This window comes from Bacillus sp. FSL M7-1345 (assembly GCF_038006985.1).
GTDB classification, from domain to species: Bacteria; Bacillota; Bacilli; order Bacillales; family Bacillaceae_G; genus Bacillus_A; species Bacillus_A cereus_U.
Map to the genome: position 1 here is coordinate 3,065,099 of NZ_JBBOWG010000001.1, position 12,605 is coordinate 3,077,703.

Sequence of the window (12,605 nt, forward strand, 5' to 3'; positions counted from 1 at the left end):
TTCCCTCACTCCAAATGATCTTCATTTAATCTAGTAATTTCTATTGAATTGTCTCTTTCTTTTAACTTACGAGCTAAACTTTCCACACCAAATACTTCTGTAAATGTGTGACTACCTACAATTAAGTTAATGTCTTTAAATTTCGCATGTTGTACTGTATATAATGTTTTTTCTCCTGTTATGTACGTATCACAACCTTTTTCTAGTGCACGCTCAATAAGGTTTGTATTATTTCCTGCACCTGTTAAAATCGCAATCCGTTTTACTGGCTTATCATGGTTTTTCCAACTCTTCACTTTCTCTTCCATTCTCTCTTCAAGTTTTCCAACTAAGTTTGAAAAGGGAATCGCTTCTTTATATTCTCCTATTCCTGGTAGCTCTTCTTCCTCATACGTGGAATATTCCAGTATTGTATCTATCCCAATTTCATTAAATAACGACGTACACGTGCCAAACTTTACAAAATCTAACGGCAAATGAATCCAAAAATGATTCATTTCATATTCTTTTAATTTTTTAATACAAGCCTCTTCCATACCGAATAAAAAACTCCACGGCGCATGATGTGTAAGTATCATATCAACCCCATTTTGATATGCTTCTTCAATCGTCTCTAGCGTCAAATTTGTCGTGTAACCTATTTTGTGAAATTCCTCTTTACTAATGTGAGTGAAACCATACTCGTCATCACCGTATTTATTAAGATGCTCTTCAAAAAGAGATGTAATATGTTCTTTAAACTGCGTTATATTCATTTTCATTTCTCCTTTCTTCTACTTTTATATTTCAAAAATAAGGAAATACTATGTAACGACGTTACATACATATAGGAGGACAATATGAAACCTGAATTTTTAAAAGCTATACATGAAGCGATTGGAAATGTTGAACATATTCATATAGAAGAAAGTGGTGCAGATAGTTTACTCATTCATCACGATGATGCACAGCAATTAAAACAAGTTGCTGAAACTTTAGAACATAATAATTTCCGCTCTACTATTAGAACAGCTGGGGATGCTTCTTATATTGAAGTGTTGAACAGGTAATGAAAGTCCGGATATATTCCGGTCTTTCTTCTATATCTTCAATTATTACTGCATTTGATAATCTATTTAACATTTTTTGAAAGACCTAAATGCATTTTGAATAATTGAAAGATCGTACATTACCATTTCAATTCACCTACACCCGGCTCAATAAACTTCCCTGACACATCCTCATTTGATTCTATTACCCAATCATATATATTTTGTGCTCCTTCAGCAGGAGTCATATTCGCATCAGAAGCACCAATGTCCGTCTTTAATTTCCCTGGATGAATGGCGGTTACACGAATTCCTTTATCCGCAAACTCTTGCTGTAAACAGAGTGTTAACATATTTTGTGCTGCTTTCGCAATTCGATATGAATACGAAAACTCTCCTTGAGGAAACTCTTTGGCCGCCATTTTATGTAATGACCCTAACTGAGAGGATATATTAATAATTCTCGGATGGTTCGACTTAGTTAAAGCCGGATATGTACCTTTTATAGCTCGAATAACACCTAAACAATGAACGTTAAATAGGTCCGTTAACTCTTCTGAATTGGTACGTAAAACCTCAGTTTCCTTTCCAGTAATTCCGGCGTTATTTATAACTAAATCAATATACTCTGTATACTCCTCAACTTGCTTCTTAATACACTCAGTACTCTCATCATCTGACAAGTCTGCTAATATAGGAAAACATCTAGAAGAAAACATCTGTTTTAACTGTTCTATCGCTTCCACACTTCTAACTAGCGGATAAACGATATGCCCATTCTCATGAAATACTTTTACTAACTGTAACCCTAATCCTCGATTTCCACCTGTAATAAGTACCCTCATATATCCGTCTCCTTATTTTTATAATAAATAAGAAAATCTGCCCACTTACCATTCCCCATAGAAAACGCCTCTCTCATACATTCAAATGAAAAACCAGCTCTTTCTGCCAAACGAACGGATGGCTCATTATCAACATGTATATGTAATTCGATTCTATGAAAATGAAGGCCATTAAAAAATAACGGCAGCGCAGCTATTACACTTTCTACTCCGTATCCATTTTTCCAATATTGATTATGAATAGAGTAGCCCATCATTGCCCATTGATAGTCCATACGTAAAATTTTTATAAGCTCTAGCTTTCCAATATTGGCGCCATCTTCTTTCTGAAAAATACCTAGAACGTACATTTCATCCCGTCGTGCCGCCTCATCAAATCCTCTTATCCATTCCGTGAACCATTCCTTTGTTGAAGACGACATGTCATGATAGCCATCATCGTATTTATATTGAGATGGTAACCTCTTATTGAATCCATCTAACCAACTTTCATAATCCTCTTTTTGAAATGGACGGATAATCAGTCTCTCTGTCTCTACTTGTAATAGTGGCAGCTTCATTTATATCTCTTCCTTTAATTATTAATTGAATATTCTTTATTATCTTACACAAAATACAAAATCTAGTAAATTATTATGTTTTTTATAAACAAAAATCCAGTTATGCTTACTACATAACTGGATTCCTTATAGTTTAACAACTTTTTTATTTTAAAATAACAACTTCCCTTAATTCCCTCTTCAACACTTTCCCTAAAGCGTTTTTCGGTAATTCGTCCATAAATACAACTTCCGGTATTTTATAGTTTGCTAGTTTCTCCTTACAATGTTGAATAATTTCTTCTTCTGTTAAAGGTGTTTGAATGTCCTTTACAATGTAAGCTGTTGGAATCTCACCCCAAAAGTCATCTGGAATTCCAACTACTGCAACTTCTAAAACACCGTTTATTTCATGAATAACATCTTCTACTTGATCTGGATATACGTTGTCACCACCGCGTACGATAACGTCTTTATATCTTCCCATAATATGTAGAAATCCATCGTCATCTATCATGCCAGCATCGCCCATGTTAAACCAATTATCTTTTACTACCTTCTTTGTCGCCTTTTCATTATTCCAATATCCTTTAAACATGTACGGACTTCTTACATGAATCTCTCCAACTTCATTTGTTGTTAGTTCATCACCTGTTTCTGGATGAACAATTTTCAATTCTACATGTTTAAGAGTTTTTCCTACAGAAGACATCTTTTCTTTTCCCATCATTGGATGCCATGAGGTTACAACCCAGCCTTCTGTACTACCATACCCTTGCACCATATATATTCCTTTTTTCATATATTTTTGAATGAGTGTTTCTGGCACTTTTGTACCACCGCTTTGCGCTATTTTAAAGGTTGAAATGTTACGCTCTTTTTTATTTAGTTCATCAAGCATATAACTATAAACCGCTGGAAACGCAAGCATCGTAGTAATTTTCTCTTCTTCAATCTTATCCCAAATAAGAGTAGGATTTGAATCAGATAAGAAAATCATCGTTATGCCATGATAAATGCAATTTAAAATAGAAAGCACCCCACTCATATGAAACAATGGATGCACTGATAAAAAGCGTTCACCTGCTGGAATTTCTCTTTGCCCCGCAATCTCAGCAAAATAATAGTGTAAGTTTTTATGTCCAATCACACATGCTTTTGCCTGTCCAGTCGTTCCTGAAGTAAATAAGTAAATCGCATCATCATCTTCATGAACTTCTACGTTCGGTTCTGTAATTGGCTGTTCTTGCAATTTTAATTCAAATGAACCAAAGCCTTCTTCTGTCGTTTTAATTACATAAGGAATTTCTTTAATAGCATCAATCTTTAATAACACTTCACTAAATTCTTCATCAATAACTAATACTTTTAACTTTGCTTCTTTTACAATCGTTTCTAATTCATAAGCAGTAAGCTGATGATTTAGCGGAATAAATACCGCTCCAATTTTCAAACTTGCCATCAGAACGCTTGGAAACGGGGGATTATTTTTACATAGGATTCCTATACGATCCCCTCTTTGCAAACCGTTATGTAACAAATAATGTGCAAGCTGATTTACTCGTTCATTATACTGCTGAAATGAATATCTTTTCTCTCCCCCTACAAGCGCTTCCAAATTTGGTGATTGCATTGCTCTTTTTTGTAATAATTGTCGCATCGTTCTCAAGTAAAACTCCCCTTTATATATGTTAGGTTTTTTATTTTACCAGATTAATTATTAATTTACTAAAGATTACACTTAGTGAATATAAAATCAATAAAAATAGCCATCTACTTAACAAGTAAATGGCTATTTCCTCTTATATATTTGAATACTCCTTATTCATCACATATCGTACATACTCAGGTGCACTTTTATTAATCTCTTCATCACTAAGCTTATATTCTGCACCATATAAATAAAACGAAGGTATAAATTCCATTCCCGTGTATAAGCTTGTAGCGTGAAATGGTTTCGTCAACTCAGCCATTGTAATCCCGCTATTTTCATAGTCTTTTTCTAATCCACCTATAGAAATAGCTACACCAAACTCTTTTCCCTTCACTTTATCCCCTTTAGATCCGTAAGCAAATCCATACGTTAACACATCATCAAACCATTTCTTTAATAAAGGCGGTGAGCTATACCAATAAAATGGAAATTGAAATATATATCGGTCGTGTTCTACTAACAGCTTTTGTTCCTCTTCAACATTAAACTCCCAATTTGGTGCCGCTTTATATAGTTCATGCACCGTAACTTCATCGGAATGTTTCTCAAGCTCTTCTATCCATCTTTTATTAATTCGAGACTTTTCAATATCAGGATGTGCTACAATTACAAGTGTTTTCATATAGTTTCTTCCCCCTTATAAATAATTCAAACCCTTTAGTATTAGTATGAATGAGTCACATATAATTGAAAAGTACGTACTTTCAGGTACTATAGGAACCTTGAGGTACCTTTGGAGGTGTTATATGAATCAAAATGATGACTGCCCAATTGCAACAACACTCGATGTAATCGGCGGAAAATGGAAAGTTTATATTTTATGTGTTTTGATGGATGGAAAAATGCGAACAAATGAAATCAAACGAGAAATTCCAAACCTTACACAAAAAGTTCTTACACAACAACTTCGGCAACTTGAAGCTGATGGGATTATTCATCGTACCGTATATCAAGAAGTACCACCAAAGGTTGAGTACACAATAAGTGAACACGGAAAATCTTTAATGCAAATTATGAATGAACTATTTGAATGGGGAAAAGATCATCAGATGAAAAGATTAAATGACTAAAAGAACCCTACCTACTTTGTTACATCTTCTATGCAAAGAATTCTTTTGAAATTTTGTAATAGGAGTATCGTCACATCACTATTAAGTTAAGAAAATAGATTACCCCCAAAATGAACTTCTTTGCTATAAAAGACAAAAAGTTTCTGTTTTGGGGGCACTATAAAATTTAAACTTGATACCGATGTGTTACTATCCCAATTTGATATAGGCTTCGTGAATTTCGTGTGTTTGTCCTCGTTGTAGCTGGAATGGATTTGGCAATTGTTACAAAAAAAGAACCAACATTCTTACAAATCTGAAAAAACGAAAATGGCTGTTTATGAAACTTTCTATATTTATACTTAAAGTTGGTGCTACTTCTTTATTGCATTAGATAGTAATGTAATTTATAATACGTTTAAATGATTAAATTCTTAAACGGAAGGTAATGTTAGCGAAATGAACTGTAATGATAAAGTAATGCATATTTTAGAAAATTTAAGACCATGTTTTCAAGGGTTGGGAGATCCAACTCGTCAGCAAATTGTATCACTTTTAATTGATAAAGATAGCTTGAATGTGACGCAAATTGCGGAGCATATTCCCATGTCAAGACCTACTGTATCTCATCATTTGAAAATATTGAAACAATCAGGGTTACTTCAAGTTCAGAAAAAAGGCACTGAAATGTATTATTGTCTTGAATTTAATGAAACAATAAATCTTTTAAAAGAACTTGTTTCTTTAGTTGAAGATGAATGTAAGAATTAGGTACTCATTTATAGTTTAGGGACACCTTTTGTCCCTTTTTTTAGCGACATTACGTTTAAATGTTTAAGTTTTTAATCATTTAAACTTACAATCTCATACTAATTAAAATGGAGGTTTCAGATGAATAAGAAAACAGTATTAATTGTTGGTGGGTATGGAGTTGTTGGTAGTCAAATTGCTCAAATTTTACATGATCGACATCCTGATTTGGAAATTAGATTAGGGGGAAGAACCTTAGGGAAAGCGTTACCTTTTGAATCAGAGAGAGTAAAAATAGTCAAGGTAGACAACACAACAGATGATCCTTTAAGAAATTCGGATGATAATTTCACATTAGTTGTTAATGCGGTTAATGACCCGCAAGATAGACTACTTCTATCTGCAGTTCGAAAAAAAATCCCATTGGTTGACATTACTCGTTGGACTGAACGCTTTAAGAGTTCTATTGATCGATTAAAAAATGTTGAGGTCCAATCCCCTGTTGTATTAGCTTCAGGGTGGATGGGGGGGACAGCAGCCCTTTTTTCTAAAATTTATTCAAAAGATCTTCAAGAGGTTACGGTTGATATCAACGCACTATATTCTCTTCAAGACAAAGCAGGACCAAATTCAACAGCATATATGGACCGGTTAACTATTCCATTTGAAGTCAAAGCTCGAGAGGGAATGCGACAGGCTTATCCAATGACTAATCCAATCAAAGTCCGCTTTCCCAACGGTTATATAACCAAATGTTATCGTTTGGATACTCCTGATCACGTAACCCTGCCAGAATCAATTCATGCTGTTTCGGCTAACTTTCGTATTGCTTTTGATAGTAAAATATCTACATATGGACTGGTTTCTCTGGTGAATACAGGGATTTGGAAAATGATTAGCGGAGAAAAATTTACCGATTTACGGAAAAATATTCTCTATAAACCCGGAAAGGGAAGTGCACATAACATAGTTATTCACCTTAAAGGTTATGATGCTACTGGTGTATTGCATAGACGATGTGTGAACATATCAGATCCATTAGGACAGACACATCTTACTGCTTTAGGAGCAGCTGTCCAAGCAGAGAACATTTTGCTAACATCTGATATTGTGGTTCCGGATTCTGAAATTTACTTTCCGGAAAATCTATTAGATTTGGGTGTGAATGCATCTACAATTTTAGATTTTTATAGGGAATATGGGGTTAATATTACGAAAGAAAATATATAAAAGATACCGTTCTATTCGTGGTAGTACACATAGGGCTATCAAGCTAAGAAATACAAACACCTCCAAAACGAGAGAATGTGCATCTTCATGTGAAAATGTACATTCTCTCGTTTTGCGGTGTTATAAAAGTCTTAAAAATTATAGCCACAGAATTACTTTCCTATCCTCTTCTTAATTTTGAAGTCTAGAAAGTCAGCATTTAAACCAAGCTTAATAATATTGCTTTTGTACGATTATCCGTTACTTCATAATAAATTTCTAATCCTTTCCGAGTACCTGTAACGATTTTAGCAGCTCTTAGTTTGGATAAATGTTGACTAATTGTACTTTGAGGCATTTGTAATGTTTCATACATTGTTGTTACATTAGTAGGGCCTTTTGTAATCATTATTTCTACTAAGGATAAACGGGCAGGATGCGCCAATACCTTCAATGCTTCAGCAACCTCTTCATACATTTCTTTTTTTGTTTTCATATTTCTTACTCCCCTTTTATATAAATATTAATGATATCCATATATATAATTCGAAAGGATATACGATTTTATGTCCGTCAATTAAAAAATTTAAATATTAAAAATTCCTTCAGTTTGAAACTAGATGGGTTTATTACCATAAAACGAATTCCCACCTTCAATATTCTATAGATTCTTCTTTTCATTCCCTTGATGTTGTGTGGTAGGAACGTTTTTGTCCTCATTTTCAGGCCCGTTATTTTCGTTTATATTTCCTTGCTGTGATCCTCTACCGTTATTCTCTTGCTCATGTCCATTATTTCCTTGAGACCCTCTACCATTGTTCTCTTGCTGGTGTCCATTATTTCCTTTTTGAGGCCCTCTACCGTTGTTTTCTTGCTGGTGTCCATTATTTCCTTTTTGAGGCCCTCTACCGTTGTTTTCTTGCTGGTGTCCATTATTTTCTTTTTGAGGCCCTCTACCGTTGTTTTCTTGCTGGTGTCCATTATTTTCTTTTCGAGGCCCTCTACCGTTGTTTTCTTGCTGATGTCCATTATTTCCTTGCTGAGACCCTCTACCGTTGTTTTCTTGCTGATGTCCATTATTTTCTTTTATTTGCTTCGGTTGCTGTTCCTTGGATTGCTTTTGTTCTATACGCTCTTGTTTCTCGTATCTTTCTTCTTTTACAGGAGACGAATCCGATGATACATCAGGAGATGACTTTGGTTGCGAATGTATCTCCTCATCGCGCTCCCCTTGATTAGACGGCGGTGCAGGAGGAGTAATCGATTTCTGCTTCTCATCTTGCTTTATATAAACACCTGTGCCAACTCCTGCTTTCTTGGCGTTCTCTCGCATTTGCATCGTACTGCTTTGATATACGACTGTAACGTGTTTTGTCTCATACTCTTTCTTTAATTTTTGCATAGCCTTTTCCAACTGTGGTTCTAGCGACTTGTCCTTTGTAACAGCTGTTAGCATAACTTGCTTATCATTCGTTAAGTACTTATCCTCTTGACTCTGCTTTATAATAGTACGTATTACGTCTTGCAGGTCTTTATTTTCCCATCGTTTCATTTCTTTTAAAATACGCCTTCCATCATCATTACAAGCTCGCAAATCTATAACACGAAGATCCTTTGTTACGCTCACCTCTAAACTTGGATTTATATCCACTGAGACATAAGCAAATACTTTTTCTTCCGGTTGGTTGTAGAAAAACAGCAACACACATAGAAAACAAGTAACAAGTAATGATGCAGGCTTTAAGAAAGAAGGGATTGAAAAACGCGGTGCTCTTTGCTCTTGTTTGTTAAACAAGATTTCCTCTCCAATCATGTAAGAGTGTACTTGTCTTTTAAACGTAATAAACTCTCCATTTGGAGTTAAAACAACTACGCTATGTTTTTTTATATCCATCACAATTCCTTTATTCATCATGCTTCTCCCCTCTTATATAATCAAGAATATATGTATAGTTGTTTGCAAAAATAATACACATCGCAATAATGTATTTTCTATGTCGCTCCAACGTTTTACGACTTACCCTAACACGCGGTTCAATATGTTTCAGCGGTAACTTTTTCTTTCTGAACAGCTCTTCCATCATTTTCTCGTCTTTTATAATAATCTTTACAATTTCTATTAAGTGCTCACGCGTATCACGATGCTTAGGAGATTCCTTAGCAAGCTCTGAAAATGTGATTTTAAACTCAGCTAGCACACTTTGAAAATGAAGAATTTCCTCCTTACGGTTACTATTTTCCATCTCTTTCATATACTCCGTAAGCGATACTTGCATTTCTAACATTTCCTCTTGCTTATCTTCTTTTAAAAAGACAAGATTATGCTTAGACTCCTTGCGTATATAGTCAATTACATCTCTTTTTATAAGAAGATCAGCAAACGCTAGAAAAGATTTCCCTTTTTTATATGAATACTGTTCAATTGCTTCGTTAAAAGCAAACAACCCAATGCTATATTCATCATCCTGTTCTGTAATATATCGACGGCAGACAGACGAGATTGATTTTCTAATAAACGGCTGATACTGTACGATAAAAGCTTCCTTATCTCCTCCGTTGTTTTGTATGTTAAATACGATATCTTCTATTTTCGTTTTTTTTAAGATCTTCATTACTAAACTCAACACTAGTAATCTCCCTGCCTCCTTCTGCTTCAAATAGCAAAATGGTCACTAAACAAGTGACCATTTAACCACATTTTCTTAGTACTTTTCTTTAGGCTTGTCTTCTTGCTGTTGCTCATATTTTTCGAGGCCGACTATTTTATATGACTATTTTTTCCACTTGTACTAAAGTGAAGTCTGTATTTTGTACTACTTTCTTGTTTTCTTTTGCAATACCACTTGTTCTTCTTGCTCTTTTCTATTTTAGCTGCAATCTTTGAATAACTCTTCGCTATATTTTTGGTAATTTTAGCTTTTTCTTTCATTTGTTTTCTTCTACTTATATATATTCGAAGGAACAAATAATTTTATGGGGGTCAAAAAAATATTTTTATAAAATAGTTATTTTTTCAAAAATAAAAACCATCAATTTGAAAAAAGATTGTTCAAATTGATGGTTTTATTGTTATATATATTAATTTTTTATAACTAAGGTTAATCATTTCTTTAATTTATTATCGCTAATAAACTAAAATTCCATAGTGCCCCCAGAACGAAATGTTGTACTAACTTGTAGCAAAACAGCTTATTTTGGAGTATTAGTTTTTCTTAGCTTGCTGGCAATGGCCCATCGCTATCAAGCTAAAACCTTATATTACCCCATCGCCATCAAGTTAAGGTTTTGAAGTACCCCCTAAACGAAAAAATTCTTTATCAATAGGGGCACCATATCAAAAAAGAAAATTGTAAGTTTAGACACATTTTAGATACAAAATAACCGGTTATTTATTTTCCTACCTTTCTAGGGAGGTTTTTCTTGTAATGGTCTTAAATGATTGATTTAAGGTTATAAACTTAAATCATAAATAAAAGATAGAGTAAAAACTATATAAGAAATAAATGTAACGAAAACAAGAAAACATATAAACTGAGCATTAGATACATATTGTTCTATTCCTTTTTTCATTTTAATTAGTATTATTTTTCAGATGTGAAGTATCAATTTGAATTTCACCTTTCCAAGATCCAATTACTTTTCCAATTCTATTTATATTTACATCTAAAGTAAGGGGCTGTTTAAAATCGTCTTTTCCCTCAGAAACTATAACAAATGTAGCAACACCTTCGGGTTTATCATTATCACGAATGCCTACATCATTTAATTTTTTACCTGCTGCCATAAGTTCAAAAGGAAGACGGTCATCTGAATCATGGATAAATGATAGTCTCCCTTCATGTTTAATCTCAGGGTTTTCCTCTTGTTGCCCATTAATTTTACCATCACTTTCAAGCTCTAATCCTGATGTATCAAATTCAAATGGTACTAAACTTCCGTCAGCTTTTTCCATTCTATAATGAACTGATATACGTGAATCTGCGATATATAATTCTTTGAAATGTACAGTAATACCTTGATCTGTAATTTTTTCATCAATAGGAATATATTTACCATTCTTCATCATATCTTGTGTGACACCATTTTCATCTTGTATTCCTTCATTTACAACTTTATCATTTGTAATTGCATCAGAAAAATATGAGGCAACATTTGTAGCCGCTACTTGTACTTGTGGAATCATTGCTGTTGTGAAAAGTGCTGCTGCAGCTACTGCTGTATACATGAAACGTTTTGATTTTTTACTCATGTTTGTAAAGAGTCCCTTCTTCTGTTGTTTTTTGTGATTTATATTAGAAACATTGTCTAGCTTGGAACGACTTTCAAATGTTTTCCATGCTTGTTCTATATCAATTTTGATTTCTTGTGGTGAATTTGCAGATTCTTCATCTAGCATTACGTTTTCCCATTGATTTAATTTGCTGATTTCTACTAATAAATCTTGGCATGCTTCACATGTATCTAGGTGCTTTGTGTATTCCTTTCTTATATCATGAGAAAGTTCTCCATCAATATATGTTTGAATAAATCCGACATCATAACATTTCATTTGTTATGCCTCCTCCATTTGTTTATAAATCTTGCGAAATTTCATTTTGGCTCGGACCAATAATGTTCCAATAGAAGATATTTCAATTTGAAGTATTTCTGCAATTTCTTTATATTGAAAACCAGAGAATTTCATTAGTAAAAGGGTTCGTTCTCGATCATTCATTTTATTTAGTATCGTTTGTACCTTTGTAATTTCTTCTTTTCTTATCCAATCATCGTCTAATGATGAAACATTTTGTACTTCATGGTATTGTATTTCTTTATCAATCTTCGCTTGTTGCCTTTTTTCAGATCGCAAATGGTTATAAGCTACATAAGTAGAAGATTTAATCAACCATCCAGGTATGTTTTCAATTACTTTCCAGTCGCTACGATATAATTGTAAAAATACTTCTTGTGCTAACTCTTCAGCGATAGATTGATCTTTAACAATCCATATAATCTGTTTCACAGCATAAGCATAGTACTGCTTAAATAAATCTTCAAAAGGCATATCAGAAGCATGACTTTCTTCATTTTTTATGGTTAACATGTTAGTTTAAACCTCACTTTCAATTTGATGCCTGTATTATAGAGAAACCAGAAAAACGGATTTTGTGACAGTTTTTCTGGTTATTTTTTTATTATGTACTAAAAAAAGCATTCATCTGATTAAAAGATAAATGCCAAAAGGGAAATAAAAACATAAAACTATAACTCTTGCAGTAGTTTTCTATTAATGGGGTACCGACACATCGCTATCAAGCTAATAAAAAGAAATGCCCCCTAGAATGAAAAAAACGCCATCCTTTCCTATGATTCTACAGAAAGAATAACGTATTTTTTCATTTTAGTGGAACAATTAATCTCTTAAGTTGATGAGCATGCAGCAAGCCCCTTTAAAGGTAATATTGCAGTACCAGGCTGCCCTCTATACTGAA

Annotated in this window: 15 protein-coding genes; 4 read left to right on the forward strand and 11 right to left on the reverse strand. The window is 33.7% G+C overall.

The annotated features are described in order from the left end of the window. Positions 1–5 precede the first annotated feature (5 nt). On the reverse strand, positions 6–755 hold the full coding sequence (locus MHB76_RS16010; RefSeq protein WP_016105521.1) for a Nif3-like dinuclear metal center hexameric protein: 750 nt from the start codon (positions 753–755) through the stop codon (positions 6–8). An 84-nt stretch (positions 756–839) separates the two neighbouring features. Here MHB76_RS16010 and MHB76_RS16015 point away from each other — a divergent pair, with 84 nt between their 5' ends. Beyond that, positions 840–1,049: a hypothetical protein gene (locus MHB76_RS16015; RefSeq protein ID WP_002066340.1), complete on the forward strand. Its 210-nt coding sequence runs from the start codon at positions 840–842 to the stop codon at positions 1,047–1,049. A 119-nt stretch (positions 1,050–1,168) separates the two neighbouring features. Here MHB76_RS16015 and MHB76_RS16020 read toward each other — a convergent pair whose 3' ends face one another. The 4 genes from MHB76_RS16020 to MHB76_RS16035 form a co-directional block, all read right to left on the reverse strand. After that, positions 1,169–1,873 carry an SDR family NAD(P)-dependent oxidoreductase gene (locus MHB76_RS16020; RefSeq protein ID WP_078174520.1) on the reverse strand — a complete coding sequence of 235 codons (705 nt, stop codon included), beginning with the start codon at positions 1,871–1,873 and terminating at the stop codon, positions 1,169–1,171. Beyond that, complete coding sequence (locus MHB76_RS16025; protein ID WP_002199821.1) at positions 1,870–2,433, reverse strand: GNAT family N-acetyltransferase; 564 nt, start codon at positions 2,431–2,433, stop codon at positions 1,870–1,872. Before MHB76_RS16025 ends, MHB76_RS16020 begins: the two co-directional genes overlap by 4 nt. 145 nt (positions 2,434–2,578) lie before the next feature. Next, complete coding sequence (locus tag MHB76_RS16030) at positions 2,579–4,081, reverse strand: class I adenylate-forming enzyme family protein (protein ID WP_078174521.1); 1,503 nt, start codon at positions 4,079–4,081, stop codon at positions 2,579–2,581. Positions 4,082–4,214: 133 nt separating this feature from the next. Then, positions 4,215–4,748, reverse strand: coding sequence for an NAD(P)H-dependent oxidoreductase (locus tag MHB76_RS16035; protein ID WP_078174522.1), 534 nt, complete (start codon positions 4,746–4,748; stop codon positions 4,215–4,217). Positions 4,749–4,872: 124 nt separating this feature from the next. On the opposite strand from MHB76_RS16035, the gene MHB76_RS16040 reads away from it, so the two are divergent. From MHB76_RS16040 to MHB76_RS16050, 3 genes are all read left to right on the forward strand, one after another. Further along, positions 4,873–5,196, forward strand: a complete 324-nt coding sequence (locus MHB76_RS16040) for a winged helix-turn-helix transcriptional regulator (protein WP_002137377.1) — start codon at positions 4,873–4,875, stop codon at positions 5,194–5,196. 438 nt (positions 5,197–5,634) lie between these two features. After that, positions 5,635–5,946: an ArsR/SmtB family transcription factor gene (locus MHB76_RS16045; protein WP_000995769.1), complete on the forward strand. Its 312-nt coding sequence runs from the start codon at positions 5,635–5,637 to the stop codon at positions 5,944–5,946. Positions 5,947–6,066: 120 nt separating this feature from the next. Beyond that, positions 6,067–7,155: a hypothetical protein gene (locus tag MHB76_RS16050; RefSeq protein ID WP_002161057.1), complete on the forward strand. Its 1,089-nt coding sequence runs from the start codon at positions 6,067–6,069 to the stop codon at positions 7,153–7,155. Positions 7,156–7,354: 199 nt separating this feature from the next. Here MHB76_RS16050 and MHB76_RS16055 read toward each other — a convergent pair whose 3' ends face one another. The 6 genes from MHB76_RS16055 to MHB76_RS16080 form a co-directional block, all read right to left on the reverse strand. Beyond that, positions 7,355–7,630 carry an ArsR/SmtB family transcription factor gene (locus MHB76_RS16055; RefSeq protein WP_016105526.1) on the reverse strand — a complete coding sequence of 92 codons (276 nt, stop codon included), beginning with the start codon at positions 7,628–7,630 and terminating at the stop codon, positions 7,355–7,357. A gap of 165 nt (positions 7,631–7,795) precedes the next feature. Next, positions 7,796–9,046, reverse strand: coding sequence for an anti-sigma-I factor RsgI family protein (locus MHB76_RS16060; protein ID WP_340988198.1), 1,251 nt, complete (start codon positions 9,044–9,046; stop codon positions 7,796–7,798). After that, positions 9,039–9,761, reverse strand: a complete 723-nt coding sequence (gene sigI / locus MHB76_RS16065; RefSeq protein WP_002099727.1) for an RNA polymerase sigma factor SigI — start codon at positions 9,759–9,761, stop codon at positions 9,039–9,041. The genes MHB76_RS16060 and sigI overlap by 8 nt, the downstream gene beginning before the upstream one ends. Positions 9,762–9,892: 131 nt before the next feature. After that, on the reverse strand, positions 9,893–10,063 hold the full coding sequence (locus tag MHB76_RS16070; protein ID WP_176108015.1) for a hypothetical protein: 171 nt from the start codon (positions 10,061–10,063) through the stop codon (positions 9,893–9,895). Between the two features lie 642 nt (positions 10,064–10,705). Continuing rightward, positions 10,706–11,683: a DUF4179 domain-containing protein gene (locus MHB76_RS16075; protein ID WP_078174523.1), complete on the reverse strand. Its 978-nt coding sequence runs from the start codon at positions 11,681–11,683 to the stop codon at positions 10,706–10,708. Positions 11,684–11,686: 3 nt separating this feature from the next. After that, positions 11,687–12,217 (reverse strand): RNA polymerase sigma factor SigX, encoded by a 531-nt coding sequence (locus MHB76_RS16080; RefSeq protein WP_048543752.1) that lies wholly within the window; start codon positions 12,215–12,217, stop codon positions 11,687–11,689. Positions 12,218–12,605: the final 388 nt, after the last annotated feature.

What these genes read in the sequence shown, in the direction of transcription:
- MHB76_RS16075 (WP_078174523.1), bottom strand. Translation starts at nt 11,683, where the DNA reads ATGAAATGTTATGATGTCGGATTTATTCAAACATATATTGATGGAGAA.
- MHB76_RS16040 (WP_002137377.1), top strand. Translation starts at nt 4,873, where the DNA reads ATGAATCAAAATGATGACTGCCCAATTGCAACAACACTCGATGTAATC.
- MHB76_RS16055 (WP_016105526.1), bottom strand. Translation starts at nt 7,630, where the DNA reads ATGAAAACAAAAAAAGAAATGTATGAAGAGGTTGCTGAAGCATTGAAG.
- MHB76_RS16080 (WP_048543752.1), bottom strand. Translation starts at nt 12,217, where the DNA reads ATGTTAACCATAAAAAATGAAGAAAGTCATGCTTCTGATATGCCTTTT.
- MHB76_RS16045 (WP_000995769.1), top strand. Translation starts at nt 5,635, where the DNA reads ATGAACTGTAATGATAAAGTAATGCATATTTTAGAAAATTTAAGACCA.
- MHB76_RS16020 (WP_078174520.1), bottom strand. Translation starts at nt 1,873, where the DNA reads ATGAGGGTACTTATTACAGGTGGAAATCGAGGATTAGGGTTACAGTTA.
- MHB76_RS16035 (WP_078174522.1), bottom strand. Translation starts at nt 4,748, where the DNA reads ATGAAAACACTTGTAATTGTAGCACATCCTGATATTGAAAAGTCTCGA.
- MHB76_RS16070 (WP_176108015.1), bottom strand. Translation starts at nt 10,063, where the DNA reads ATGAAAGAAAAAGCTAAAATTACCAAAAATATAGCGAAGAGTTATTCA.
- MHB76_RS16050 (WP_002161057.1), top strand. Translation starts at nt 6,067, where the DNA reads ATGAATAAGAAAACAGTATTAATTGTTGGTGGGTATGGAGTTGTTGGT.
- MHB76_RS16060 (WP_340988198.1), bottom strand. Translation starts at nt 9,046, where the DNA reads ATGAATAAAGGAATTGTGATGGATATAAAAAAACATAGCGTAGTTGTT.
- MHB76_RS16015 (WP_002066340.1), top strand. Translation starts at nt 840, where the DNA reads ATGAAACCTGAATTTTTAAAAGCTATACATGAAGCGATTGGAAATGTT.
- MHB76_RS16025 (WP_002199821.1), bottom strand. Translation starts at nt 2,433, where the DNA reads ATGAAGCTGCCACTATTACAAGTAGAGACAGAGAGACTGATTATCCGT.
- MHB76_RS16010 (WP_016105521.1), bottom strand. Translation starts at nt 755, where the DNA reads ATGAATATAACGCAGTTTAAAGAACATATTACATCTCTTTTTGAAGAG.